The organism is Haloferax sp. Atlit-12N, from assembly GCF_003383095.1.
Classification (GTDB): Archaea; Halobacteriota; Halobacteria; order Halobacteriales; family Haloferacaceae; genus Haloferax.
Genome location: NZ_PSYW01000004.1, coordinates 150,549 through 176,473, shown reverse-complemented (window position 1 = coordinate 176,473; position 25,925 = coordinate 150,549). Strand labels below are relative to the sequence as shown.

The 25,925-nt window shown below is 64.9% G+C and carries 25 protein-coding genes and 1 pseudogene; 16 read left to right on the top strand and 10 right to left on the bottom strand.

Annotated features, from left to right (window positions below; all coding sequences use genetic code 11):
- Positions 1–8: 8 nt before the first annotated feature.
- From C5B90_RS17205 to C5B90_RS17165, 9 genes are all read left to right on the top strand, one after another.
- Positions 9–584, top strand: a complete 576-nt coding sequence (locus C5B90_RS17205) for an acyltransferase (protein ID WP_058566171.1) — start codon at positions 9–11, stop codon at positions 582–584.
- Positions 581–1,684 (top strand): DegT/DnrJ/EryC1/StrS aminotransferase family protein, encoded by a 1,104-nt coding sequence (locus C5B90_RS17200; RefSeq protein WP_115883185.1) that lies wholly within the window; start codon positions 581–583, stop codon positions 1,682–1,684. Before C5B90_RS17205 ends, C5B90_RS17200 begins: the two co-directional genes overlap by 4 nt.
- The gene (locus C5B90_RS17195) at positions 1,681–2,730 is read left to right on the top strand and encodes a Gfo/Idh/MocA family protein (RefSeq protein ID WP_115883184.1); all 1,050 of its coding nucleotides are present in this window, start codon (positions 1,681–1,683) and stop codon (positions 2,728–2,730) included. The genes C5B90_RS17200 and C5B90_RS17195 overlap by 4 nt, the downstream gene beginning before the upstream one ends.
- Positions 2,727–4,169 (top strand): nucleotide sugar dehydrogenase, encoded by a 1,443-nt coding sequence (locus C5B90_RS17190; RefSeq protein WP_115883183.1) that lies wholly within the window; start codon positions 2,727–2,729, stop codon positions 4,167–4,169. Before C5B90_RS17195 ends, C5B90_RS17190 begins: the two co-directional genes overlap by 4 nt.
- The gene (gene wecB, locus C5B90_RS17185; protein ID WP_115883182.1) at positions 4,166–5,251 is read left to right on the top strand and encodes a non-hydrolyzing UDP-N-acetylglucosamine 2-epimerase; all 1,086 of its coding nucleotides are present in this window, start codon (positions 4,166–4,168) and stop codon (positions 5,249–5,251) included. The genes C5B90_RS17190 and wecB overlap by 4 nt, the downstream gene beginning before the upstream one ends.
- Entirely contained in the window at positions 5,244–6,245 is a 1,002-nt protein-coding gene (locus C5B90_RS17180; protein ID WP_199517535.1) for a polysaccharide deacetylase family protein, read from the top strand. The genes wecB and C5B90_RS17180 overlap by 8 nt, the downstream gene beginning before the upstream one ends.
- A 96-nt stretch (positions 6,246–6,341) precedes the next feature.
- Complete coding sequence (locus tag C5B90_RS17175) at positions 6,342–7,664, top strand: antibiotic ABC transporter permease (RefSeq protein ID WP_115883181.1); 1,323 nt, start codon at positions 6,342–6,344, stop codon at positions 7,662–7,664.
- 252 nt (positions 7,665–7,916) lie between these two features.
- Positions 7,917–9,005: a GNAT family N-acetyltransferase gene (locus tag C5B90_RS17170; RefSeq protein ID WP_115883180.1), complete on the top strand. Its 1,089-nt coding sequence runs from the start codon at positions 7,917–7,919 to the stop codon at positions 9,003–9,005.
- A gap of 52 nt (positions 9,006–9,057) precedes the next feature.
- Positions 9,058–10,095, top strand: coding sequence for a GNAT family N-acetyltransferase (locus C5B90_RS17165; protein ID WP_115883179.1), 1,038 nt, complete (start codon positions 9,058–9,060; stop codon positions 10,093–10,095).
- 66 nt (positions 10,096–10,161) lie between these two features.
- On the opposite strand, the gene C5B90_RS17160 is transcribed toward C5B90_RS17165, so the two are convergent.
- On the bottom strand, positions 10,162–10,458 hold the full coding sequence (locus C5B90_RS17160; protein ID WP_042663898.1) for a winged helix-turn-helix domain-containing protein: 297 nt from the start codon (positions 10,456–10,458) through the stop codon (positions 10,162–10,164).
- Positions 10,459–10,930: 472 nt separating this feature from the next.
- Between C5B90_RS17160 and C5B90_RS17155 the strand changes: the two genes are divergently transcribed.
- Both C5B90_RS17155 and surE read left to right on the top strand, forming a co-directional pair.
- The gene (locus C5B90_RS17155) at positions 10,931–11,854 is read left to right on the top strand and encodes a DUF6544 family protein (protein ID WP_115883178.1); all 924 of its coding nucleotides are present in this window, start codon (positions 10,931–10,933) and stop codon (positions 11,852–11,854) included.
- Between the two features lie 30 nt (positions 11,855–11,884).
- Positions 11,885–12,760: a 5'/3'-nucleotidase SurE gene (gene surE, locus C5B90_RS17150; RefSeq protein WP_115883177.1), complete on the top strand. Its 876-nt coding sequence runs from the start codon at positions 11,885–11,887 to the stop codon at positions 12,758–12,760.
- Positions 12,761–12,788: 28 nt separating this feature from the next.
- Here the strand turns inward: surE and C5B90_RS17145 are convergent, their stop codons facing one another.
- Positions 12,789–13,193, bottom strand: coding sequence for a CBS domain-containing protein (locus tag C5B90_RS17145; RefSeq protein WP_042665409.1), 405 nt, complete (start codon positions 13,191–13,193; stop codon positions 12,789–12,791).
- Between the two features lie 189 nt (positions 13,194–13,382).
- Here C5B90_RS17145 and msrA point away from each other — a divergent pair, with 189 nt between their 5' ends.
- From msrA to C5B90_RS17130, 3 genes are all read left to right on the top strand, one after another.
- Positions 13,383–13,916, top strand: coding sequence for a peptide-methionine (S)-S-oxide reductase MsrA (msrA, locus tag C5B90_RS17140; RefSeq protein WP_058826438.1), 534 nt, complete (start codon positions 13,383–13,385; stop codon positions 13,914–13,916).
- A gap of 773 nt (positions 13,917–14,689) precedes the next feature.
- Positions 14,690–15,514 carry a ParA family protein gene (locus tag C5B90_RS17135; protein ID WP_115883176.1) on the top strand — a complete coding sequence of 275 codons (825 nt, stop codon included), beginning with the start codon at positions 14,690–14,692 and terminating at the stop codon, positions 15,512–15,514.
- A complete protein-coding gene (locus C5B90_RS17130) occupies positions 15,507–16,100 on the top strand; it encodes a hypothetical protein (RefSeq protein ID WP_115883175.1) in 594 nt (197 codons plus the stop codon). Before C5B90_RS17135 ends, C5B90_RS17130 begins: the two co-directional genes overlap by 8 nt.
- A gap of 534 nt (positions 16,101–16,634) precedes the next feature.
- Here C5B90_RS17130 and C5B90_RS17125 read toward each other — a convergent pair.
- The gene (locus C5B90_RS17125; protein WP_042665417.1) at positions 16,635–17,885 is read right to left on the bottom strand and encodes an orc1/cdc6 family replication initiation protein; all 1,251 of its coding nucleotides are present in this window, start codon (positions 17,883–17,885) and stop codon (positions 16,635–16,637) included.
- 1,116 nt (positions 17,886–19,001) lie between these two features.
- Here C5B90_RS17125 and eif1A point away from each other — a divergent pair.
- A complete protein-coding gene (gene eif1A, locus C5B90_RS17120; RefSeq protein WP_013035036.1) occupies positions 19,002–19,286 on the top strand; it encodes a translation initiation factor eIF-1A in 285 nt (94 codons plus the stop codon).
- Positions 19,287–19,521: 235 nt separating this feature from the next.
- Here the strand turns inward: eif1A and C5B90_RS17115 are convergent, their stop codons facing one another.
- The 6 genes from C5B90_RS17115 to C5B90_RS17090 all read right to left on the bottom strand — a co-directional run bounded on the left by C5B90_RS17115 (position 19,522) and on the right by C5B90_RS17090 (position 24,671).
- Positions 19,522–19,998, bottom strand: a complete 477-nt coding sequence (locus C5B90_RS17115) for a YbaK/EbsC family protein (protein ID WP_058826434.1) — start codon at positions 19,996–19,998, stop codon at positions 19,522–19,524.
- Between the two features lie 112 nt (positions 19,999–20,110).
- Positions 20,111–21,226, bottom strand: a complete 1,116-nt coding sequence (locus C5B90_RS17110; RefSeq protein ID WP_115883174.1) for an aminotransferase class V-fold PLP-dependent enzyme — start codon at positions 21,224–21,226, stop codon at positions 20,111–20,113.
- A 56-nt stretch (positions 21,227–21,282) separates the two neighbouring features.
- Positions 21,283–22,620: a M20 family metallopeptidase gene (locus C5B90_RS17105; RefSeq protein WP_115883173.1), complete on the bottom strand. Its 1,338-nt coding sequence runs from the start codon at positions 22,618–22,620 to the stop codon at positions 21,283–21,285.
- Between the two features lie 154 nt (positions 22,621–22,774).
- On the bottom strand, positions 22,775–23,203 hold the full coding sequence (locus C5B90_RS17100; RefSeq protein WP_115883172.1) for a type IV pilin: 429 nt from the start codon (positions 23,201–23,203) through the stop codon (positions 22,775–22,777).
- A gap of 237 nt (positions 23,204–23,440) precedes the next feature.
- Entirely contained in the window at positions 23,441–23,878 is a 438-nt protein-coding gene (locus C5B90_RS17095) for a type IV pilin (RefSeq protein WP_115883171.1), read from the bottom strand.
- 424 nt (positions 23,879–24,302) lie between these two features.
- Positions 24,303–24,671, bottom strand: coding sequence for a hypothetical protein (locus C5B90_RS17090; RefSeq protein ID WP_115883170.1), 369 nt, complete (start codon positions 24,669–24,671; stop codon positions 24,303–24,305).
- Between the two features lie 233 nt (positions 24,672–24,904).
- Between C5B90_RS17090 and C5B90_RS17085 the strand changes: the two genes are divergently transcribed.
- Positions 24,905–25,321, top strand: coding sequence for a VOC family protein (locus tag C5B90_RS17085; protein WP_115883169.1), 417 nt, complete (start codon positions 24,905–24,907; stop codon positions 25,319–25,321).
- Positions 25,322–25,447: 126 nt separating this feature from the next.
- On the opposite strand, the pseudogene C5B90_RS17080 reads toward C5B90_RS17085, so the two are convergent.
- Positions 25,448–25,855 (bottom strand): annotated as a pseudogene (locus tag C5B90_RS17080) (PAS domain-containing protein); the annotation flags it as partial.
- Between the last annotated feature and the right edge of the window lie 70 nt (positions 25,856–25,925).

Below are 25,925 nucleotides of genomic sequence, written 5' to 3'. Positions count from 1 at the left end.
GGACGACGATGAGCGCCGAGGTGGGCGTCGAGTCCCACGTCGACGACGGCGTCACCATCGGCTACGGTGACGGCGACGACCCGGTCATCGGCGACCGGGCGCGGATCCGCGCCGGAACCATCGTCTACGACGACGTGACCATCGGCGACGACTTCGTCACGGGCCACAACGTCCTCGTCCGCGAGCACACGACCATCGGCGACCAGGTCCTCCTCGGGACCGAGACGGTCGTCGACGGCACCACGACTATCGGGTCGCGCGTGAGCATCCAGACGAACGTCTACATCCCCACCAACACCCGCATCGGCGACGACGTGTTCGTCGGCCCGGGCGTGGTGATGACGAACGACCCCTACCCGGTCCGCACCGACGCGGAACTGGTCGGTCCGATAATCGAGAACCACGCCTCTATCGGCGCGAACGCGACGCTTCTCCCCGGCGTGACAGTCGGCGAGGGCGCGTTCGTCGCCGCCGGCGCGCTCGTCGTGAACGACGTGCCGCCGCGAACCCTCGCCGTGGGCGTCCCCGCCGTCCACCGCGAGCTACCGGAGCAACTGCGGGGAGAAAACAGGATACGACGATGAGTTCAGACCACATCTCAATCGCCGCGCCCCAGCTCGGGGCGGCGGAACGGGACCGAATCGCGGCCGTCCTCGAAAGCGGCATGATAGCCGACGGCCCCGAGGTTCGGGGCTTCGAGCGGGAGTTCGCCGACTACTGCGGGGCTGACCACGGCGTCGCCACCTCGAACGGGACGACGGCGCTCCACGCCGCGCTCCACGCGCTCGGCGTCGGCCCCGGCGACCGCGTCCTGACGACGCCCTTTACCTTCATCGCGACGGCCAACGCCGTCGCGTTCACGGGGGCCGAGGTGGGCTTCGTCGACATCGACCCGCGGACGTACAACATCGACCCCGACGCGCTCGAAGCGCGACTCCGGGCCGGCGAGCAGGTGGACGCGGTCATCGCAGTCCACCTCTACGGCCTCCCGGCGGACATGACGCGGCTCACGGAACTCGCAGACGAGTACGACTTCCTGCTCGTCGAGGACGCCGCGCAGGCCCACGGCGCGGAAGTCGAGGGACGGCGCGTCGGCTCCTTCGGCGACGCCGCGTGCTTCTCGTTCTACCCGACGAAGAACATGACCACGAGCGAGGGCGGCATGATTACGACCAACCACGCTGACGTCGCCGAGCGTGCCGCCCGGTTCGTGGACCACGGCCGCGTCTCCGGCTACGAACACGCCGAGGTCGGCCACAACTTCCGCATGACGAGCATCGCCGCGGCCATCGGCCGGGTCCAGCTCGAACGCCTCCCCGAGTTCACTCGCGCGAGACAGGCGAACGCCGCCGCGCTCACCGAGTACCTCGAAGGCTCGCCGGTCACGACGCCCCACACGCCGTCGGACCGGACTCACGTCTTCCACCAGTACACCGTCGCCTGCGACGGCGTCGAGCGCGACGCCCTCAAGTCCTATCTCGACGCGAAGGGCATCGCGACGGGCGTCTACTACCCGAAGCCCGTCCACAAGCAACCCGCCTACGAACACCTCGCGGTGTCGGCCCCCGTCGCGGAAGAAGCCGCGGCACGGGTGCTTTCGCTGCCGGTCCACCCCGGACTCAGCGAGGCCGACGTGGAGCGCGTCGGGACTGCGGTCGCCAACTACGCGGAGGTGGCGAGGTGAGCCGAGAACCCGACGGACTCCGCGCCGACGGCGGTCGCGAACGCCCGGTCCGCGCAGGCGTCATCGGCGTCGGGTCGATGGGAACCAACCACGCGCGGGTCTACGCAGAGCTTCGCGGCGTCGAACTGGTCGGCGTCGCCGACGCGGACAAGGAGCGCGCCGCCGAGGTCGCCGCCGATTTCGGCACCGACGCGTACGGAATCGAGGACCTGCTCGAACACGTCGACGTGGTGACGGTCGCGGTGCCGACGCCCTACCACGCGTCGGTCGCCCGACAGTGTATCGACGCCGGCGTCCACGCGCTCGTCGAGAAACCCTTCGTCGACGACCTCGGCGTCGGCGCGGAGTTAGCCGCGCTCGCCGAGGACCGCGGCGTCGTGCTACAGGTCGGCCACATCGAGCGGTTCAACCCGGCCGTCCGCGCCCTCCCCGACCTCCTCGACGGCGTCGAACCCATCGCCATCACCGCGAACCGGCTCGGCCCGCCGCTGAACCGCGAGATGGGCGACGGCGTCGTCATGGACCTCATGATTCACGACATCGACGTGGTGCTCTCGCTTGTCGACGCGGCGGTCGACCGCGTGGCCGCGACCGCCACGCCCGACGAGCAGTACGCGACGGCGCAGGTGACCTTCGACAACGGCGTCATCGCGTCGCTCACGGCGAGTCGGCTCACCCAGCAGAAGACGCGGACGCTCGACATCACCGCGCGCGACCGGCTCATCCGGGTCGACTACCTGAACCAGTCGGTCCAGATTTTCCGCCAGTCGCGGCCGGACTACCTCCGAGATAACGGCGGCGTCCGCTACCGCCACGAGGTGGTCATGGAACAGCCGATGATTAACACCGGCGAGCCGCTGAAGCGCGAGCTACAGGCGTTCGTCGACGCCGCGACCGACGGCGGCCCGGTCCTCGTCACCCCAGCCGACGGCCTGCGCGCCATCGACCTCGCCCGGCGCATCGAGGCCGACGCCGAAGCGACGCTTCGGAGCGTTGGGACCGCCGTGGCCGCGGAGACGACAGAGACCCCGGAGGGCCGGCAATGAGCCACGAGCACCCCGGACTGTACGGCTCCGACCGCTCGCCCGACGAACAGACGCGGGCTCTGCGCGCCGGTGAGGTCCCCGTGGCGGTGTACGGCCTCGGAAAGATGGGCCTCCCGCTGGCGGCCGTCTACGCCCGCGCGACGGGCAACGTCACCGGCGTCGACATCAGCGAGGACGTGGTCCGCGGCGTCAACGACGGCGAGTGCCACGTCGCGAAGGAACCGGGGCTCCCCGAGTTAGTCGCCGAGCAGGCCGAACGCGGCGCGCTTCGGGCGACCACCGACGGCGTCGCGGCGGCCGAAGGAGCCGCGATTCACGTCATCATCGTTCCGACCCCGCTGACCGACGACCGCGAACCCGACCTCGCGGCGTTCGAGGCCGTCCTCGACAGCATCGCACAGGGGCTCGCGCCCGGCGACCTCGTCGTCGTCGAGTGCACCGTCCCGCCGGGGACGAGCAGCGACCTCGTGATCCCGTACCTCGCGGACCGAAGCGGCCTCGCGGCCGGCGAGTTCGGCGTGGCGTTCTGCCCCGAGCGGACCTCGTCGGGCCGGGCACTCCGCGACATCACCGAGTCCCACCCGAAAATCGTCGGCGGCGTCGACGCCGAGAGCACCCGCGTCGCGGCGCTCGTCTACGGCGAGATTACCTCGAACGAGGTGATTCCCGTGCGCGACGCGACGACCGCGGAGGCCGTGAAGCTGTTCGAGGGCGTCTACCGCGACGTGAACATCGCGCTCGCCAACGAACTCGCACGGCTCCGCGACGACCTCGGCATCGACGTGACCGAGGCCATCGACGCGGCCAACACCCAGCCGTACTGCGACATCCACGCGCCCGGCCCGGGTGTCGGCGGCCACTGCATCCCGTGGTACCCGTACTTCATCACGAGCCGAGTGGCGGCCGAGACGCCGCTGCTCCTGACCGCCCGCGAGGTCAACGACAGCATGCCGGCGTTCACCGCCGACAAGCTCCGTGACGAGCTGGCCGCGGCGGGACGCGACATCGAAGGTGCGACCGTCGCCATCCTCGGCGTCACCTACCGCCCCGGCGTCGCCGAGACGCGCGCGACGCCCGCGGCGGGTGTCATCGACCGGCTGAACGAACTCGGCGCGACCGTCCTCGCGGTCGACCCGATGCTCTCCGACGAGGTCGTCGCGTCCTTCGGCGCGACCCCCGTCTCGCTCGCCGACCTACCGGCTCGCGCTATCGACGCTGCCGTGGTCGTCACGCCGCACGAGGAGTTCGACGGCATCGACTGGACCGCCTTCGACGACCTCGTCGTCGTCGACGGTCGCGGCACCCTCGGCGACATCGGCCACCGAGTGTACGAAATCGGCGGCGGGCCGCGGGGCGAGTCGTCGGCCGACGCCGACTCCGAGACGGTGGCTGAAGTCGCAGTAGAGGCCGACTCGCCGCACGGAGGTTCGAGCCGATGAGCCGTCTCAAAGTGCTCTCGGTCGTCGGCGCGCGCCCGCAGTTCATCAAGGCGTTCCCCGTCTCCGACGCGCTCAGACGCGACCACGACGAGGTGCTCGTCCACACCGGCCAACACTACGACGAGTCGATGTCGGGCGTGTTCTTCGACGAACTCGACATCCCGGAGCCGGACTACAACCTCGGAGTCGGCTCGGGCGGTCACGCCACCCAGACCGCCGAGATGATGACCCGCCTCGACGCCGTCGTCGCTGACGAGGAGCCCGACGTGGTGCTCGTCTACGGCGACACCAACTCGACGCTCGCAGCGGCGCTCGTGGCCGCGAAGCGCGAGCCCGCGCTGGCACACGTCGAGGCCGGCCTGCGGAGCCACAACTGGGAGATGCCCGAGGAGGTCAACCGCGTGCTCACGGACCACTGTTCGGACCTGCTGTTCGCACCCTCCGAGTCGGCCGCCGAGACGCTGGCGGCCGAAGGCATCCGCGACGGCGTCTCCGTGACTGGCGACGTGCAGTACGACGCCGTCCTCCGGGTCCGCGAGACCGCCCGCGAGCGGTCGACGATGCTCGCCGACCTCGACCTCCGAGACGGGGAGTACGTCCTCGCGACGGTCCACCGCGCCGCCAACACCGATGACCGCGACCGCCTCGAAGGCATCGTGGACGGGCTCGCATCGTCGGAACTCCCGGTCGTCTTCCCGGTCCACCCGCGGACCGAGGGGGCGCTCGAAGCCAGCGGCCTCTGGTCGCGGCTCGCCGACGCCGAGAACGTCATCCTCGTGGATCCGGTCGGCTACCTCGACTTCGTCCGCCTGCTCGACGGCGCAGAGCGCGTCGCCACCGACTCCGGCGGCGTCCAGAAGGAAGCGTTCTACCTCGACACCCGGTGTCTCACCCTCCGCGACGAGACTGAGTGGGTCGAGACCGTCGACGCCGGGTGGAACGTCCTCGTCGGCGCGGACGCGACCGCGATTCGGGCGGCGCTGGCCGACGACGACCCGCTTCCCGAAAAGCCCTCGCTGTACGGCGACGGGAGCGCCGCCGAGCGAATCGTCGCCGCGCTCTCGGAGTACGAGTATGCGTGAGAAGAAAGGAGATGCGGATGCGCGGGATGAACCCGGCGTGACCCGCACGGAGCCGAGCGAGTCCGGCCCCGGCTTCGCGGTCTGTCTGACCCACGACGTTGACCGCCCGTACAAGACGTATCAGGGGCTGTACTACGCGGCGAAGTCGAACCCCGGCTACCACCTCCGGACGCTCCTCCGGCGGGAGAACCCCTACTGGCAGTTCGAGGACATCATGGCGCTCGAACGTGACCTCGGCGTCCGCTCGTCGTTCTACTTCCTCAACGAGCCGAGCCTCCTCGAAACGGGGTCGCTTTCGGACTGGCTCGAACCGAAGAACTGGGTCGAACACCTCGGCCGGTACGACCTCGATTCGGCATCGATAGCCGACGCCGTCCGCGCCCTCGACGACGGTGGGTGGGAGGTCGGCATCCACGGCTCGTTCCGGTCGTGCGACGACTTCGACCGCCTCCGAACCGAAAAGCGCGAACTCGAAGCGGTGCTCGGCCACGAAGTCGTCGGCGGCCGCCAGCACCACCTCAAACTCGGGCCGAACACGTGGCGCTACCACCGCGAACTCGGCTTAAAGTACGACGCCAGCCCCGGGTCGAGTTCGGAAAACGGCTTCCAACACGGCTACCGGCCGTTCAGACCCTTCGACGACGACTTTGTCGTCTTCCCGCTGACGCTGATGGAGGTGTCGCTTCCCGACCCCGGGTCGGCGTTCGACGAGGCGTGGGCCGAGTGCGAGCGCCTCCTGGACGAGGCCGAGGCGAACGACGCCGTGATGACGGTGCTGTGGCACCCGCGATACTTCAACGAGGACGAGTTCCCCGGCTACCGCCGGCTCTACCGCCGCATCGTCGAGCGGGCGCTCGACCGCGGCGCGTGGGTCGGCCCCGTCGCCGACTACTACCGCGAGTTCCTCGCCGAGCGCGATTCCCGCGACGACTCGGACGAGAGGGCGACCGACGGCGCGACCACCGGCGGCGCGAACCACTCCTTGTCTCCGTAGAATCCGGCGGCGTCGGTCGGTATCGGCCCCATAACAAAGCCGCCAGCGGGCTACCTCTCGGACAGCCAATACCCCTCAGAGAGGCTATTCTGTATCATGAATCCACCATCGAAGACACAGTATCGCCGCGACGGCGACACCGACGCCGACACAGAGCGACTCCAGCGGTACGTCGACGTACTCGACGACGTGCTCGACTACGCCCGCGAACGCGACTACAAGGGCTGGGACTACGGCGACGGCATGAGCAGCAGGCTCCTGCTTTCGGTCCCCATCGATAACCGCTGGTTCAACCTCGCAGTCCAGGAGTTCATCAAGCGCTCGCCCGTCAACGTCCGCCCGCTGTTCCTCGTCGAACAGCGCCGGAACTTCAAGGGCATCACGCTGTTCGCCATGGCGAACCGGACCCGCGCACAGTTGTCCGAGTGGTTCGACGGCGACCGCCCGGCGGAGACGTACCGCGACGACGCGGCGTCGCTGACGGAGTGGCTCGTCGAGAACCAAGCCAAGGGCTACAGCGGCTTCGCCGGCAGTCACCGCCACGTCATCCAGCACATCTCCGGCCGCAACGGCCCGCGGTCGGGGATTCCCCACTCGCCGAACATCGTCTCCACCTCCTACGGCGTCAAGGCGCTCCTCGCGGGCCGGGAGTTCGACCCGGACTACCCGGACATCGCCAAGACCGCCGTCGACGTGATGCTCAACGATCTCAACTACCGGCCGAAGGACGACGGCGCGGTCATGGACTACTACCTCTCGCACCCGAAGGACAGCTACACCCTCAACGCGCTGGCTATCGGGGCGCGGCTGTTCGTCGAGCTGTACGACTACTTCGGCGACGAGGAACTGCTCGAACGCGCCGAGAAGGTGTACGACTTCGTCGCGTCGAAGCAGACCGACCGCGGCGGGTGGTACTACCGCGAGCCCGCGAGCGCCTCGCACCTCTCGATGGACAACCACCACAACGGCTTCATCGTCGAGTGCTTCCAGCGCTACGAGCAGCTCGTCGGCAGCGGTCGGTACGACGAGACGCTCGAACGCGGCCTCGACTTCTACGCCCGCGAGCTGTTCGACGAGGACGGCGCGCCCAACTTCGACGAGGAGCACCCCTACCCCCGCGACATCCACGCGACGGCGCAGGGCATCCTCGTGTTCACCTACGCCGGGCAGTACGACCGCGCCGAGCGCGCCATCGACTGGGCGCTCGCGAACATGTACGTCCCGTCCGAGGGTCGGTTCTACTTCCGCAAACACCGCTTTTACACCAAGCGCATGACGCTCATGCGGTGGTGTCAGGCGTGGATGGCCTACGCCATCGCCGAGTACGTCGCCACCAGAATCTCCGGGGAACCGACACACGGCTACGGCATCGACGCCGACGGTATCGAACGCCTACGGGCGGCGGCAGAGCGCCCCTGACGGGGGACAGGCCGGCGCGAACGCCGGCTAGTCGCTTCATAACAAATCCCCATCCTCCCGTCACAGTAGTTCGAGAATGTCTTTTCGAATGATACACGCTGACGCGGCCCGACCGAATCGCGGGTTGATATACGGGGCCGCCGACTCGGCGGGTGAGTCGGCTAATTTCGGTCGGCTCGACCGCGACGACCGCGCTCGATGTTGTCGACGACAACGGACGCAGCGCGAAGACCGCCGGACCTCCCGCAGCCCATGACCATCGAGATTGCCGAGTTCGACCACCGCGACCGTGCCACGTGGGACACGTACGTCGAGCGGTCGAGTCAGGCGAGCCTCTTTCACCAGTACGAGGCGCTGCGGCTCCAAGCGAAGTACTCGAACTCGAAGCTCCACCTGCTCGTCGGCTACAAGACCGAGGAACCGGTCGGGCTGTTCCCCGTCTTCGAGATTCGGAAGGGACTGGTCAAGACGGCGTTCTCACCGCCGCCGCACATCGGCGTCCCGTATCTCGGGCCCGTGATGCTCGACGCCGGCAACATCAAGAGCCGGAAGTTCGAGCGCCGCCGCAACCAGTTCATCGACGGCTGTACCGAGTGGCTGGACGAACACATCGGCCCGAACTACACGCACGTCCGCGTCGGCGACTACTACACCGACATGCGGACGTTCCTGTGGGGCGGCTGCGACGTGTCGCCGAAGTACACCTACAACGTCGACCTGACCCGGGGCGAAGAGGAACTCCTCATGTCGTTCAGCCGGAGCGCCCGGCGGAACATCCGCGACGGCCGAAAGCTCGCCTCGGGTATCGAGGAGGGCGACCGCGACGACATCTGTTCGATTCTCAGGCTGGTCAAGAACCGCTACGAAGAACAGGATTTGTCGTTCGACGTGCCGCCGCAGTTCGTCATGGACCTGTACGACTCGCTCCCGGAAGGCCAAGTCCGGCCCTACGTCTTCCGGTACGACGGGGCGTTCGTGAGCGGGATTCTCGTCCTCCAGTACGGGGACACGCTCTACCGCTGGCTCGGCGGCGTCCGCCCCCAGCGGGACTTCGGCATCGACGTCAACGACCTGCTGGACTGGCGCATCATGCGCGACGGCATGGCCGCCGGGATGCGCCGCTACGACCTCGTCGGCGCGAACAACCGCCGGCTCAACCGCTACAAGAGCAAGTACAACCCCGAGCTCGTCACGTTCTACCAGATAGAACACGGTGCGCTCCCGGTCAGAACCATCGCGCACCTGTACAAGAGCAGCCTCGGCCCCGGCATCGAGATGTTGTCCCGAGGAAACGGGACGAGCCTCCCGTCGCGACTCGTCTCGGGGTTCCTCCACCGATGATGACCCGACCGACGTATCGCCCGACGACCATCCAATCACACGCCTACGACACATGTCACAACTCCGTATCGAACCCCTGAGCCTCGACGAGTGGGGAGCCGCGCTCCCCTCGTCGGGCACCGAAGTCTTCCACACCCCCGCGGTGCTCGCCGCCATCGACGAGCACTTCGACGGCGAAATGCACCTGTTCGGCGTCTTCAAAGGCCAAGAACCGGTCGCGCTGTTCCCGACGTTCGTCCGCCGAAACCCCCTCGGACGGGTCGTCGTCTCGCCGCCGCCGTCGATGGCGATTCCCTACATCGGCCCGGTGATGATGCCGAACAGTCCGAAACAGAGCGCCTACGAGTCGGTGAACCGCGAGTTCGCCGACCTCGTGGTCGAGGAACTCGGCATCCGCTCGAACCGGACGTTCGTCCGCCTGCTCTGCTCGCCGGCGTATCTCGACCCCCGCCCGTTCGAGTGGACCGGCTTCGCGGTCAAGCCCTCCTTCACCTACCGGCTCGACCTCGGAGAGCGCTCGCTCGACGAGATACAGGCCCAGTTCAGCAGCAGCCTCCGCCGCGAGATTCGACAGGCGCGCGAACTGGACATCACCATCGCGGACGAGGGACTCGAGGGCGCTCGCGTCGTCTACGACGACGTAGTCTCGCGGTACGACGAGCAGGACGAACCCTTCGGGATGCCGTGGGAGTTCGTCGAGTCGCTGGTCGAGAACCTCGGGGACCGGTGTCGGGTGTACGTCGCCCGCGACCCAGACGGCGAGTACCTCAGCGGGATGATCGTCCCCTTCTCGGACGAGGTGGGCTACTTCTGGCTCGGCGGCGCGCGCGGCGAGTACGACGGCGTCAGCATCAACAGCCTGCTCCACTGGACCATCATCGAGGACATCGTCGAGGACGAGGCGCTCGCGTCGGTCACGAAGTACGACCTCGTCGGCGCGAACACGGAGCGGCTCTGCAACTACAAATCGAAGTTCGGCGGCGAACTCGTCCCGTACTACGTCGTCGAGTCGACCGGCGTCGGGATGAACCTCGCCAAGCGGACCTACCAGCTCCTGAACAAGGGGTCGGAGCGAATCGCGACGAAGTGAGTAAGTGAGTTGGTCGGTCGCACGACGCGCCAGACCGACCGCGAGAAAGCCGCAAGACCGCTGCGGTCACGTCATCTGCTGTGTCTGAATGACGTCCCAGATGTTCTCGGCGTCGTCGGTGATGCCGTACACCCGCCCTTTTCGACGCTGTTCCGGGACGAGGAGTTCCACGAGCGAGCGGTCTCTGAGTTCCTGCAGCGCCCGCGAGACGTGAGCGACCGCGCTCTCGGAGTCGGTGGCGATTTGCGTCGGCGTCGCCGGGCCCTCAGAGAGTCTATCGAGAACGGAGATGCGGTAGCGAGAGCTGATGACGAAGCCCACGTCGTCCCACGGCACGTCGTCGGTCTCGCCGACGTGGCTCACGCAACGCCCACCTCGCTTGGGGAGACGGGTCGGTCTGCTGTCCAGTCGGGGCGCGCTCTCGAGGAAGTTCGACGGCGAGTGGAGAAGGCGGCCCGGCGGGGGCGGCGACCCGCATCGCTCGCGGCAGTCGTGGCGGTCGCAGACCGAAGAGCCGTCGACCACGACAGAGACGAATCTACCGAAATGAGACGAGTTAACGGGATATTAACCGCGATGTCGGCGGGTGCCCGGCGTGCCGGCCGCATCGGTTCGGTGCGCATTCATTCGTTAGTACGAACTTAATTACATAAAGTCATCGTTTGAATTATATTCACGCGGTCGTGAGTATCTCGAATATATGAACGTCGCGTTGACAGGAATTTGCCCGGGGGAGCGCCGCTCGCGACGACACCGCCCGTAGTCGGAAGACGGTCGGTGTCAGACCGTGAGAGTCACGGCGAGACTCATATCTATCTCTCGCGTACCGTTCGGTATGTCATACAAGCGAACGCTCGGGCGACTCGGCCTCGCGCTTGTCGGCGGTGCGCTCGCCGTCGGCGCTCTCCTCGTCGTAATCCGGGCGCGCGCCGACGATACGGCCGCTCAACTGCTCGGTGCACTCCGGCGAGAACAGGCCGAATCGACCACAAACGATGTGGAAGCGACAGACACGGCCGATATCAGCGACCTACCCGCCCCAGTTCGCCGGTATCTCGAACGCGTGCTACCGGGCGAGTACCCCGACGTCCAGTCGGTTCGGCTCCGCCAGACGGGTGAGTTCAGACTCGGCGATGCGGATTCGCCGTGGAAGTCGATGACGGCGACCCAGCACTACACGGTGGCCCCGCCGGGGTTCGTCTGGGACGCCCAAATCGACCTCGCGCCGTTTCTACCGGTTCGGGTCGTGGACGCCTTTGTCGGCGGTGCGGGGTCGTTGGAGGCGAAGCTTCTTTCGGTTATCACCGTCGCGGACGCCCCGCGCTCACCCGAGTTGGACGAAGGTGAACTCGCCCGCCACCTCGCCGAGATGGTCTGGTTCCCGACCGCGTTTCTGCCCGGCCACGGCGTCAGTTGGGAGCCGAGAGACGACCGTTCGGCCCGGGCGACGCTCGCCCACCGCGACTCGACCGCAACCGTCGTGTTCCACTTCGACGAGAACGACGAGATAGTGCGCGTCACCGCGGACCGGTGGCGCGACACGGGGGACGGCGAGTTCGAGCGGTGCTCGTGGACGGGATACTTCAGCGACTACCGCGAACTGGATGGGGTTCGCGTGCCCACGGCGGCCGAGGTGGCGTGGAACCTCCCGTCAGGCGACCTGCCGTACTGGCGGGCGACCATCGACGACGTGGAGTATGACCCATTGCCGACGGGGACGCGGCGGTCGAATACGTCACCGGGTCCGAATCCGGAATAGCTACGGCGGCCGGCAGAAATCTCCGAGTAGATGACCGACTCCTCGTCTCCGCTCCAAATCCTCCTCACCAACGACGACGGCATCGACGCGCCCGGCATCGCCGCCATGCGCGAGGAACTCACCGCCGTCGGCGACGTGACCGTCGTCGCGCCCGCCGAGAACCAAAGCGGCGTCGGCCGCGCCCGAAACGAACACGCGGTCCGCCGCGACCACCCGTGGGGGTACGCCCTCGAAGGAACCCCGGCGGACTGCGTCGCCTACGGGCTCCGCGGCCTCGACGCCGACTTCGATATCGTCGTCTCTGGTATCAACGACGGCCCGAACGCGGGCAACTACGTCGTCGGCCGGTCGGGGACCGTCGGCGCGGGCGTCGAGGCCGCGTTCCTCGGGACGCCCGCCATCGCCGTCTCCAGCTACCACGCGCGGGACTTCTTCTGCCACCCGCCCGAGGAGTACGATTTCTCCCGCCCCGCCCGGGTCGCCCGCGCCCTGACCGAGCGCGTCTTCGGCACCGACGTGTTCGACGAGGTCGACCTCCTGAACGTCAACGCCCCCGCGGACGTGCCGAGCCCCCGGATGCGCGTGACCAGCCCCTTCGCGGACTACGACCAGCAGGTCGACCACCACGCGGACGCCGGCGCGCTCCCGGACGGCGACCGCGAACACGACCTCGACGACGGCGAGGTCTACGTCCGACTGCAGGACATCTCGTGGCCCGACGCCGTCGGCTTCGAGAACCCGTTCCCGCTCGACGACGAACACCGCGACCGCTATCCGGTCGGGAGCGACCGCCGCGCGATGGTCGACGGCGAGGTGAGCGTCTCGCCCCTCGCGGTCCACCACGGCCACGCGACGGACCCGCGGCTGGCGAGCGTCGTCGAGAGCCTCTCCGAACAGGTGGAGTAACGCGGAGTTACCGGCAGAAAAGAACGCGTTACGACCGCGCCAGCTGTCCGGTCTGCGAGAGGTAGGCCGCGAGGTCCGAGGTGGTAATCATCCCGATGACCCCCTCCTCGTCGTCGACGACGGGCATGTGGTGAAAACCGTGTTCGGTCATCGACTCCGCGACGGTGACGATGGAGTCCTGCGCTCCCGCGGTAATCACGTCGGTGGTCATGTAGCGCTCGACGGTCGTCTGTGCTTTCGGCTGGCTCTTCGCGACGATGTCGACGAAGTCGGTGGTCGTCAGGATACCCTCGAGTCGGTTGTCCTCGTCGACGACGATGACCGAGCTGATGTTGTTGTCCAGTATCAACTGCGCCGCGTCTTCGACGAGCGTGTCTGGGGTGACCGTGTGGAGGGTCGTGGACATGAGCCTCGCGACGAATACGTCTTCCATAGTAATTGCTGACAGACAGGGCGGTTAAATGTTGGCTTCGGGTACATTCCGGTCGGGAAAACCCACGGACGCGTCCGGGGCTCGCTCGTCGGAGCGCCGGCGTGGGTCGGCGGTCGTCGGCGAGCACCAGACCTCGGCCGCGACTGCCCCCGCCGCGGGGCTTAATTCCTCGGCGACGTAACCGGGCCTATGGGAAGCACACAGACTGCGACGTTCGGCGGCGGCTGTTTCTGGTGTGTCGAAGCCGCGTTCAAGGAACTCGACGGAATCAGCGAAGTCACGTCGGGCTACGCCGGCGGGAAAACGGAAAACCCGAGCTACGAGCAGGTCTGTTCGGGGAACACCGGCCACGCCGAGGTCGTGCAGGTAGAGTACGACCCCGCGGCCGTCGGCTACGACGAACTGCTCGAGGTGTTCTTCGCGGTCCACGACCCGACACAGCTCAACCGACAGGGTCCCGACGTGGGAACGCAGTACCGCTCTATCGTCCTCTATCACGACGACGAACAGGAGCGACAGGCGTCGGCCTACATCGAAGCCCTCGACGAGGAGTACGACGACAAGGTCGTCACGGAGTTGGCTCCGTTAGAGACGTTCTACGAGGCCGAGGAGTACCATCAGGACTACTTCGAAAAGAACCCCGACGACGCGTACTGCCAGTTCCACGCGAGCCCGAAAATCGAGAAGGTCCGCGAGAAGTTCGCCGACAAGCTCGCCAACTGAGCCGAGACGACGGACAACACCACTGTGTCCGCAGTATCTGCGGGGGAGAGACGCTGAATATCGCTTTCTTCGGTTCAGTTTGAATCGGGCGGCGGCCGGAACGAAGTTCGAACAGTCGACACCGGGCGGACTGCGAGGATGGTGTAAACCGCGGTGACAGTGCAGACTTCGAGGATGGTGTAAACCGCGGTGACAGTGCAAACTGCGAGGAGAGCGTGAACTTCGAGCGCAGTGGAAACAGCGAAGAGAGTGCAGACTGCCGAAGCACTCCAAACGGTTCGAACAGTGGAGGAATCTGAAACCGTCTAGGAAGTTCGCACTGCTTGCGAGCTCCAGACCGTGTAGAACATGTACAAATTGTAGAATTTGTACGAATTATAGAGGGTGTGGAGTGTTGAGGTAGTCTACACCGCGAAAGATTCGCACAGTGTGAAAGCTTCGCAGAGCGCGAGCGATGTTTGGAAACCGAACGCCTTGGACGAAGCTGAAACGGTCCACAAACTGAGAGCGCGGGCGAATCACCGGATACCGACAGGCGACAGTGTACAATTTTTAAAATTTGTAAACATTGTAGGAGTTGTAGAATGTAGAAGCAGTCCCAACGGTTCAAAAGTCGTGGATAAAATTATGTGGTACGCCGCGGAAGGTCCGTTCAAGTCCCTCAAATGTCCGCACAGTCCACAGTTCAAACGGAGTTTGCACCGCCCAAACGGCAGACACAGTGTAGACTGTGTACAATTTGTGAACATCGCACTCCGCAGGAGGCTCGATAGATGTCGCGAGCCGTGAGCGTCTCGCTCCAGAAAGGCGGCGTCGGAAAGACGACGATTGCCATCAACCTCGCCGACGCGCTCGCCGCGCGGGGGAACGACGTGCTGTTGGTCGACCTCGACCAGCAGGGGAACGCGACCGAGGGCGTCGGGATGAAAGACGCCTACGAGTCGTCGGAGCCGAACATCGGCGACGTGTTGACCGACGACGAGCCCGTGGACGTGCGCGAAGTGATACGCGATCGCGAGGGCTTCGACGTGCTTCCCGCCCACGTCGACCTCGACGACATCGAAGACCGAGTCCGGAACTCGACGTTCGGCGTGCTCTGGGTCCGCCGCCGAATCGTCGACCCGCTCTTGGACGACGACTACGACCACATCGTTATCGACTCGCCGCCGAGCCTCGGCCCGCTGTCCGACGCGGCGCTCATCGGAACCGGGAACGTCGTCGTTCCGCTCCTCATGAGCGAGCCGAGCGTGAGCGGCTTCGAGCGGATGTTCGAACAACAGATCGGACCGATTCGCCGCGAGGTCGACCTCGACATTCTCGCTATCGTCCCCAACGACCTCACCGGGAACAACGAAGAAAAGCGCATCATCCGCGACCTCGAAGACTCCCCCTTCGAGCAGTTCATCCCGCCGTTCGCCCGCTCGGACCTGTTCGACGACCCCGACTCCAAGGGGCCGGGAATCAGACACCGAATCGCGTTCAGTCGCGCCTGGCGCGACGGGAAGACCCTCCGGGAGTACGACCCGTCGAACGACATGCTCGACCGACTCGACCAGCTCGCAGAAATCGTCGAACACGGAGGAACCGACGATGCCTAAGGAAAACCGGTTCGCCGGCCTCGGCGAGGCGATGGAATCGGAATCAGACGCAGAACCCGACGACGAGCAGCTCCCGGACGAAGACGCCCCCGACGGGGACGAGAAGTCGGAATCCGAACCGCCGGTCGAATCCGAGACCGCGGACGAGTCCGAGTCGGGAGACGCGAGCGAGAAATCGGACGGCGACGACGAGAAGCAGAGAGGTGACGGCGAAAGTAACGAAGGCGAGGAACCAGACGAAGGCGACGAACTCGACGAAAGCGACAAACTCGACGAGGCCGAGGAAGCGGCCGAGTCGACCGCGGAAGAAGACGGCGCGGAAAGCACCGACGAGACAGAGCAGACGACGGAGACAGCGGGCGGTCCGGCGTTCGAGTTCGAGGCGACGACCGCGAAAAGCATCTACGTCCGAACCGCGACGCTCGACCGACTGGACGACGCCGAGTTCGAAGTCGAATCGCACCTCCGCCGAGAATACGACGTTCGCGACCTGACCGGCCGCGAGTTCCACGACGCTCTCGTCCGCGTCGCCGCCGAGTATCCCGAGAAAATCGCCGACGCCGTCCTCGAAACTCGCGAGGAGTGAGAAGCCGAAGAGTCGAGCAAAAACCGACTCGAACAGCCGGAGAACAGCGGACAGCGTGGTGTTCGAGATCGACAGCCCGCTGGCCGGTTATCGAAACGCTCGATGACAATCGACAGCGGAACGGAGAAACCGACGGCTGAGTACCGCGGCGTCCGCTGTTGTCGCAGACGCGGAGTGAACGTCGCTTTCGAACGTGGAAAGACACGGCATCGAACACCGGTATGTCCGCTGTTGTACGGCTAGCGAGCCGCTGAGATGGCCGCTACCTGGTGAATAGTCGGTCGCGTGAGTTCGGAACACCACACTGTCCGCTGTTCGAACAAGCGGCGAAAATAGCCGATTTACTGCGGACATCGTGGTGTTCCGAGCGGTCGGAAATCGGTAACGAAATCGGTCGGCGAATCCGAACGAACGCATGCTTCTGAGGAACGAATCGAAGTAGCAATCACTTCCAAAACACGGCAGAGAGCCGTTCTGACGGAGGTGGGCTCGAGACTAACACCATCGTGTCCGCAGTAATTTCAGTCGGGTCGCCTACTGCTGGATGAAATCGTCGAGCGTGCTCGTCTTCTCGCCGTCGAGGAAGGGTTCGACCGTCTCGTGGACGCCCACGAGTTCGATGGTGTCGCGCATGGCAGAGACGATGAGCCCGACGTCCATATCGAGGGCGTACTCGCGGTACGTCCCGCCGCGTCGACCCTCGTTTCGCTCGGTGACGGAGACGATTCCGAGCATCGCGAGCTCGCTGAGGTGGTCGCGCATCCGTCGCGGGACGAGCGGGTCGCGGTTGGCGAGTTCGGTAAACCGGGTGTATCGGGGCCGAACGTCGCGGGAGCGAATCGGCGTCTCGTCTTCCAACTCGAGCGTCAGAAGCGAGTAGAGGACGAGGTGACCGTGTTCGGTCAATCCGTTGATTCCCTCTTTGATGCGGCCGCGTTCGAGGGCGCGCCGACCGCGTTTCACGTGTTCCTCCTCGATGCGGTCGGTGTCGTCGTCGCGGGCCAGGTCGCCGGCTTTCATCAACAGGTCGATCGACTGGCGGGCGTCACCGGCGTCTTTCGCGCCGTAGGCGGCGCAGAGCGGAATCACTTCGTCGGCGAGGACGCCCTCGCGGAACGCAACCTTGGCGCGCTGTTCGAGGATAGCGCGGAGGTTCTTGGCGTTGTACGCGGGGAAGTGAATCTCCTGTTCGCACAGGGAGCTTTTGACCTTCGGTGAGAGGTCGTCGCGGAACGAGAAGTCGTTGGAGATGCCGATGAGACCGACTTTCGCGACGTCCAGGTTCCCGTTGGCCCGGGCCCGCGGGAGTTGATAGAGGATACTGTCGTCGTTGACGTGGTCGATTTCGTCGAGGACGATAATTATCGTCCCGCCGCAGTCGTCGAGTTCCTGCCAGAGCATCTCGTAGACGGACCCGAGCGGGTAGCCCGTCGTGCTGATCTGGTTCGACTCCGACCGGAACTCGTTGACGAGTCGGGTCGCGATCTGATACGAACTCGTGAGTCCGTCGCAGTTCAGGAAGACGACCCTGAGGTCGATGTCGTCGTAGTGGCTCGCGTCCTCGCGGAGGTGCCCGAGTAAGTACCGCGACGCGGCGGTCTTGCCGACGCCGGTCTTCCCGTAGAGGAAGATGTTGTTGGGCTGTTCGCCGTTGATAACCGGTTGCAGCGCAGCCTGAAAAGTGCGGAGTTCCTCGTCACGCCCCACGAGTTCCTCGGGCTGGTAGTCCTCGCGAAGGGCGTCCCGGTCCCGATAGATCTCGGTGTCCCGCTCGAATAGGGGCATACTACCACGGTTCGACCACTTCATTGATAAAACCACCGCGTCCGGAGTGTCCGCTGTTCTCGTTCTTTATATACTCGGCCGGGAACACACCCCCTCCACTTTGTCCGCTGTTCTGGGAAACGAAGGTAACCGGTGGAACAACTGGACGGAACCGCGTGTCCTGGTATAGAGAAAGATTTAATATACTATAGCTTAAACTAAGTCCGTAATACAGGCAATTATAGTAATTGTATTAGGGCTGTTTGGAGACGACTTCTTTCGTTCACCTCTGCAGAAATCTAAACTAACTCGACTAATCGGAAACCGACGGCAGAGGACCAATTCACAACGACGGGGGGTACCGCCTCACACCGAGAACAGCGGACAAAGTGGTGTGAGTGTTCCCCGTTTCAGACCGCCTCGTCCCTACGTTCACACTCACCGAGAACAGCGGACAAAGTGGTGTGGGTATCAACCGTCAAACCAATCGACTACCAATCAAACACCAATCGCAAATTCCTACGAAATACCCACTGAACACGTACTGAAACGATTGCCACACAGACGCGTCGTTGGTTCTCACACGACCGAGTCGACTCGACCGCTTCGTTCGCCTGCTCACCCGATCCGTACTCTCGGTTCTCGTTCCCGCTCCGCTTGACTCCTATGAGCGCTCCGAGAGAGAACACGTGACCGAGAGGGACGTGAACAACCGCGGCGGCGATAGCGGTGATACTGTAGCAGTGACTACGTCTACCGACGCCTCGTTTACCGACGACGTTTGTCCTTCGTGATTCGGTGGAACCTCACGACCCGGAGGAAGCGTCTTTGCAGGGGCTAAGACGACGAACAACTGCGGACATCGTGGTGTTGCAGGGGAATCTTCGACCCCCCGCGACCCGTCCGACTGCTTCAGCGACGACTCGGTGATGACCGACCACGACCGGTATCCTAAAATGAGGCCTCGGGCGAAACCACGTGGTGTGTGACCACGAACCAATCCCTATTGGCGGCCAATCTGTCGGAAAACAGCGGACAACGTGGTGTTCGAAACCGTCACCACCGCGATTTCAATGTCGTGACATTTGGTATCACGAGTATCCGATAAGTTATCCGTCTCCGGGTCCGAGCAAGAATGTGAGTGAAAATCAAGGGCGTCGAAACCTTCGAATGCCCAACGACAACGAGCTGTTCGCAGTCGTCACAGAGCACAACGGTGGCAATCACGTTCGAATCCGCTGTGAAGACGGAAAGAACCGCATGGGCCGCATCCCCGGCCGCATGAAGTACCGCACGTGGATCAACGAGGGCGACGTCGTGCTCGTCGAACCGTGGGACTGGCAGGACGAGAAAGCTAACATCGAATGGCGATACACCGGCGAGGACGCGGACCAGCTCCGGCGCGAAGGCCACATCCAGTAATCATTTTCTCCGAAAGGAGAGTTTATCTCGCCTGACGAACCAGCCGTGGCTCTCCGATAGCTCCGCGTTTTCTCTGCAGATTCTCAGTTAGTACCGACAGAACGGAACAGAACAGAACAGAACAGAACAGAACAGCGGACATAGTGGTGTTGCTCTCGTCGCGCCCGGCAAGCAACATAGAACGCGAGCGCGAGTGCGGATCGCCTGCCGGAGGTTCGCTCGTTTCGCTCTCGTCTCACTCGAACACGTCGACGAATCGCGGCGCGGAAAGTGTCTGCAGGTCACCCGGCGTGAGTCGAAACACCGCCTCGGGGGTTCCCGCGGCGGCCCAAATCCGGTCGAACGACTCGAACGTCGGGTCCGCGAGGACGGGACAGTCGGTCGCGTGGCAGGTCGGCGGCACGCCGCCGATGCTCCAGCCGGTCGCTTCTTTCACCTCGCCGGGGTTGGCGCTTCGTACTGAGCCTTGTTCGACGCCGAATTCGGAGGCGAGCGTGGCTTCGTCCACGCGGTTCGCGCCGCTCGTGAGGACGACAACCGTCTCGTCGCCGACGCGCATCACGATGCTCTTGACGATTTGGGCGACGTCGCAGCCGACGGCCGCGGCCGCGTCGTCGGCCGTCTTGGTCCCCTCCGGAAACTCCTCGATAGTCACTTCGAAGCCGTGAGAATCGCGTACTTGGTCGGCGAAGTTTCGTGCCGTGGGATGCATACTCAGGGGTTCCCTCTCGCCGGACATGAACGTTCACTGACGAGGCAGATTCTGCGGGGGAGTCAACGACCGCCCGCGAATCGCGTTCTCGACGGCCCTGCGAGCGCCGGAGCTACCACTCCCCGTTGAGTCCGTCGCGAAGCGCCGCCACGTCCGACTCGTCGTTGAAGTTGTGGAACGACGCGCGGACCGCTTTCGGCTCGGGAAGCGTTCGGACGACCACGCCCGCCGACTTGAGGCGCTCGACCGTCCCCTCCGGGTCGGAGACTTCGAACGAGACGAGTCCCGATTCCGGGTCGTGTGGGCTCAACAGCCGCCCCTCTGGGACGGCCTCGATGAACCGGCTCGCGAGATTGCGAATGTGCGCTTCGGTCCGGTCGAGACCGACGCGCTCGGCGATGTCGAGCGCCTCTCGCAGCGCGACGTGCGGCGCGGGGTTGGTGGTTCCGATCTCGAAACGCTTGGCTCCCGGCGCGAAGTCGAGGCCGTCGGCGTTCGGCTCCGTGACACCGCGGTAGCCGACGGCGTGCGGTTCGATGTCCTCGGCGACGTCGCGGCGGACGTACAGGAAGCCCGCGCCCCACGGCCCGAGTAGCCACTTGTGGCCCGCGCCGGCGACGATGTCCGCTCCCCACTCTTCTACATCGACGGGATACTGGCCGAACGACTGGACCGCGTCGACGACCGACAGCGCGCCGGCGTCGCGGGCGATGTCGGCGAGTTCGCGCACGGGGAGTCGCGTTCCGTAGTTCCACGTCAAGGCGCTGAAACAGACGAGTTTGGCGTCGGCGACGGCTTCGGTGTACTGGTCCATATCGAGTCGCCCCGCGTTGCTCTCGACGACACGGACCTCCACGCCCTCGCGTTCCAGACGCCGCCACGGGAGGATGCCCGCCGGGTGTTCGAGGTCGGTTCGGACGACCACGTCGCCCGGTTCCCAGTCGAGCGCGGTGGCGATGCGGTTGATGCCGTCGGTGGTGCTCTGGGTCAGCGCCACCTCCTCTGTCTCGGCACCGATGAACGCAGCCACATCCTCGCGGACGGCCTCGTAGGCGTCGAACGCGGTCGGATAGGGGCCGTCGTCGCCCGGCGAGTCGTACTCGTGGTATTCGAGGAACTCGGTCGCGCGCTCCACGATGGTGCGCGGGCTCGGGCCGTGCGCGCCGGTGTTGAGATACGTGACTTCGTCGAGGGCTGGAATCGTCGTTCGGAGTTCGTCGGGTGTCATAGTGTGTTCTCGGATATCATCGCGCGTTATCGGATATCATCGCGCGTTATCGGGTGTCATCGTGCGTCATTCTCTCGTCGGTCGCGCCGCGAAGGAGTCGTGCCTGCTGGTGACACGTCCGTCGAATCAAACGTTCTGGTACCACTATCGAATTGCCGCAACAGCTCGTCGGGGAGTCGGGCGTACACCTCGGCGTTGCGGGCGAGCGCCCCGACTGTGGTGAACTCGTCGGCCGCGTGAGCCGTCTCAGTTCCCAGACCGAACTCGACGGTCGGGACACCCGCGTTGCGCATCCGCTTCGCGTCGCCGCCGCCGGTCGCGCTTCGCCGGAACACGCGCCCGCCGGTGACGCCCGACGCGACCGAGCCCACGGCGTTTGCCAGCGGACCGCCGGGGTCCTCGAACGTCCCGACTGACCAGTCCGCGTCCGAGATTTCGACGCCGTCGTGACCGGCGACCACCTCCCGGACGGCGTCGAGTACCGTTTCCGTCTCGACGCCCGCCGTCACGCGAATGTCGAGTTTCGCCCGCGCCGCGGTGGGGACGACGTTCACCTGGTCGCCGCCCGAGAGGACGCCGAGATTTACCGACGGCCGTTCGAACAGCTCTCGCGCCGCATCCTCGCCAAACTGCGGCGCGTAGTACTCCGCGGACTCCTCGACGAGCGCCCGCACCGCGGGGTCGAACTCGAACCGATAGTCTCCGAGCGTCGATTCGATGTCGTTCACGGCGCCGTAGAGGCGGTGAATCGCGTTCTCGCCGAGCATCGGCCGGGAGCCGTGGGCGGCGGTCCCCGTCGCTTCGAGTTCTAGCCAGATGCTCCCGCGGTCGGCGACGGTCACCGAGTGCCGGTCGCCTTCGCAGGTCGTCTCGCCGATGACGCAGGCGTCGGCCGAGAGCCCGCGCCGGTCTAGCAGCGTCGGCAACCCCGCCTTCCCGGCGACTTCCTCGTCGCTCACGAACGCGAACACGAGGTTCGTCGCCGGCACCGTCCCGGTTTCGACGTACGCCTCCGCCACCGCGAGCATCGCGGCGATTGTCCCTTTCATGTCGGTCGCGCCACGTCCGTAGAGCCGGTTTCCCTCCCGCTCGCCGAGCGGGTCGCGCGTCCACTCGCCAGCCTTGAACGGGATCGTATCGAGGTGCCCCAACAGGGCGAGCGTCCGCTCTGTCGCACCCGGGAGCGTCGCTACGAGGTTCGGCTTCGTCGGGTCCGAGGCGACTCGCTCGGTCTCGATACCGAGGTCGGAGAAGAACGATTCGACCCACGACGCGAGTTCCCGTGTGTCTCCCGGGGGGTTCTGTGTGTCGTGGCCGACGAGCGTCGCCGCGAGGTCGACGATGTCCTCGCGGTGCTCGCGGAGGTAAGCGACGGCGGGCGAGTCGCTGGACATGAGGTCTCTGTTTGAGTGTACGGCCCTCGGGCAGATAAGTTTGTGCTACAAATACAATACTATATGTTCGAAGTGGATGTTTCTCTATGAGATAGTTCCGAAAGAAATCGTTATTCCGAATCAGGCGTTGTGTGGCTCGTCGCCGATTCTATCATCAGGCGTTGTAGGTCCACTTCTGGAGGGTCGCGGAGTTGGAGCCAGATTCCGAGGTCCAGACGACGCGGTAGGTCTCACCACCGGAAAGGGGGGAGGACGAAAGGGCAATGGAACGATCATCACCTGCTTGGATTTTGTCGTCGCTCTCATCCCATGTGTATTCAGTCGTACCATCTGTCACCACGATGCGGGCCTCATCGATTGCGTCACCGCTTTCATGAGTAATTGTCAGTTCCTCGGACCCACTAGTTGAATCGTAGCTGAAACTGAAACTCGCCTGCGGTGCGGTGTCGCCGACTTGGTCACCGAGACCGAGGACGAAGGTACCGATGACGGCCGCGAGAATGACGGTAATCGCGACCATGAGGATGACGCCGATGACCGGCGAGACTGCGCGGGATTCTGTGAAGATTCTCTTGATTTGCATAGTTGTCTCTCCTAGGTGTGCCGGACGAGAGGCGACCGTTGAGAAAAATTCGAATCGGTCCTCGAACGCTTGCCTGCTAACCTAACAGATAGTCTGACGTTCTCCGAGGATATAAACTAGTATTGAGAAGACGTTTCACGTCTCATGCGTGTTCCGTACCAGAATCGGAGAACGCTGTCGCTCTCGGGGTAACATCCGAAAAAATTGAGGTTCGTTGGCTGTGACGCTGCGGACCGTTCAGGCGTTGTAGGTGTACTTCTGCAGGGTCGCGGAGTTGGAGCCCGATTCGGAGGTCCAGACCAGGCGCACTTCGTCGCCGTTGTCGAGCGTTTCGGACCCATCAAGGGTCACAACGATGGTTTCACCAGCGTTCATGTTGTCGTCAGCGCCGTCGTTTTTCACCACGCCTGGTGCGGTCATGTCCGACGGGATGGCGACACTCAGATCGTCGCTGGCGATGGCGTCACCGCTTTCGTGCGTGATAGTGATTTCCTGCGCACCGTCGTACTCGAAGCTGAAACTCGCCTGCGGGGCGGTGTCGCCGACCTGGTCGCCGAGACCGAGGACGAAGGTACCGATGACGGCCGCGAGGATGACTGTGATCGCGACCATGAGGATGACGCCGATGACTGGCGAGACTGCGCGTGATTCGCTAAGGAATTTCTTGATATCCATTGTTCTACCCAGGACCGGCCTCAGACCCACCTCGTGCCCACCACACGGGACCTCGAGCGGCCACATGTTCCGGCTCCTGTTGGCCTTCCGTATGTTCCGGATATATTTAATTTCGCAGCGACTTACCGGTCTATTCGACGGGTTAGGGCGCTCCTAAAGCCAGAATTCGGGATTTAAGCTGTTCCATCCCATCTGGATACCATTGGCAGGTACGTTCGGTGTTGAACCGCCGTTTCGAGGCGCTATACGCTCGAACTCGTCTCACCCCCCGCTCGACGCGCCTGCTCAAACCCTCACACCCCGAGTTTCTGCGGACACGGTGGTGTGGGTGTGGACGGGTCGTCGCCGCGGCGCGCGCGCTTCACACGCGCGTAGTTCGCGGTCGTAAATAGAGGAAAGACGGCCGAAAACGTCGCTGAACGACCTACTGCGTGGCGTTCCAGAACCGCGGCGTCGACTCGAAGTCTATCTCCGCGTCGGAAGGCGCGCGCTCGTAGAGTGCGTCGTGGACGGCCTCGTAGGCCGCGCGCGGGCCTTCCTGTGCGAGTTTCGGGTAGTCGCGGGTGTCGAAGACGACCCGCCAGGTCCCGTTCGTGAGGTGAAGTCCGAGGATGTATTTCCCGCGGACGTTCACAACCAGTTGGTAGGCGTGCTGAACCGTCTCGCCGTCGCGTTCGAGGTTGTAACCGCGGACGGCGACGGCCTGTTGAATCGCCTCTTTCGTCTCGAGTTCGGCGACGAACGACTTGGGGACGGCCCGCCCGGGGAGCGATTCGACGAACGGTTCGCTCACGGTCGCACCACCTCGCGTCGCGCACCTGTCGGTTCCATCGTATCCTATCTGGGCGGCCCAGCGGGTATATGCGATACGGTCTCTGCTGGGCGACGGGGCCCGACCCGTGTCGCGCCTCGCGGGCGCGCACGAGAAGCACTGTCCAGCGAACGCGGGTCGGCCTCGGTTGGTCACCGCCTGCCGACCGCGTTCCGAGCGAAGCGCCTTTGGGTCTCTGCACGCGCAGACGAACCGTGAACTCCAACGCGCACCACGTCGGTCTCACCGTCCGCGACCTCGATTCGACGCTCGAATTCTACCGCGACGCGCTCGACCTGCCGGTCGTCTCCCGCTTCGAAGTCGGCGGCGACGAATTCGCCACCGCCGTCGGTGTCGACGGTGCCTCGGCGCGGTTCGCCCACCTCGACGGCGGCGACGTGCGCGTCGAACTCGTCGAGTACGACCCGGTCGGTACCGACACGGACGAACCGACGCTCAACCGTCCCGGGGCGACCCACCTCGGGCTCTCCGTCGACGACGTCGACGCCGCGGTGGCGGAACTCCCGTCCGACGCCGAGACGCTCAGCGAGCCGCAGACGACCGAAAGCGGCACGCGAATCGCGTTCGTCCGCGACCCGGAGGGGAACCTCGTCGAACTTCTCGAGGCCTGAATCGGACACTCGGCTCGACGGGCGTCACCTCTCGGCTATCCGGACTTGTGGTAGATGTACAATCTCGGGGGCGCAGCCACTCCTCGTTGGGGATGCCGGGACCATCATCGGCGACGCGGACGAGCGCCGTCGCTCGACCGAAACGTCCGAGAGGCCGTCCTCGTCGATGGTCCGACGGATAATTTCCTCGCTGCTACTCTCGCTGTCCTCGCCCGCGCTGTAGGGGAGCGGTCCGCCGAGCACCGCGTCGCGCTCCCAGCCGAACGTCTCCGTGGCGGCGTCGTTCCACCTCGTCACGCGCCCCTCGGACGCCTGCTGGCGCTCGATTCGACGGTTCTTCCGGGAGACGAGCGCCCAAACGAACGCGGTGGAGGCGGCGACGAAGGCCAACCCTTTGACCAGTTCGGCTTCGGGGGCCGGGGGCGTACCCAGCGCGACCAACAGGAATAGCTCGCCGCCGAGTACGCCTGCGGTCCCGAAGCCGAGATACACCAGCGCGATGGCGCGGGCGGAAATATAAACTGGAGCGGTAATCTGGCAGTTGATAACGACGGCACACCCCTCGAAACCCGACGCGGAAGCGCAACCGACATTGGCACCGGGC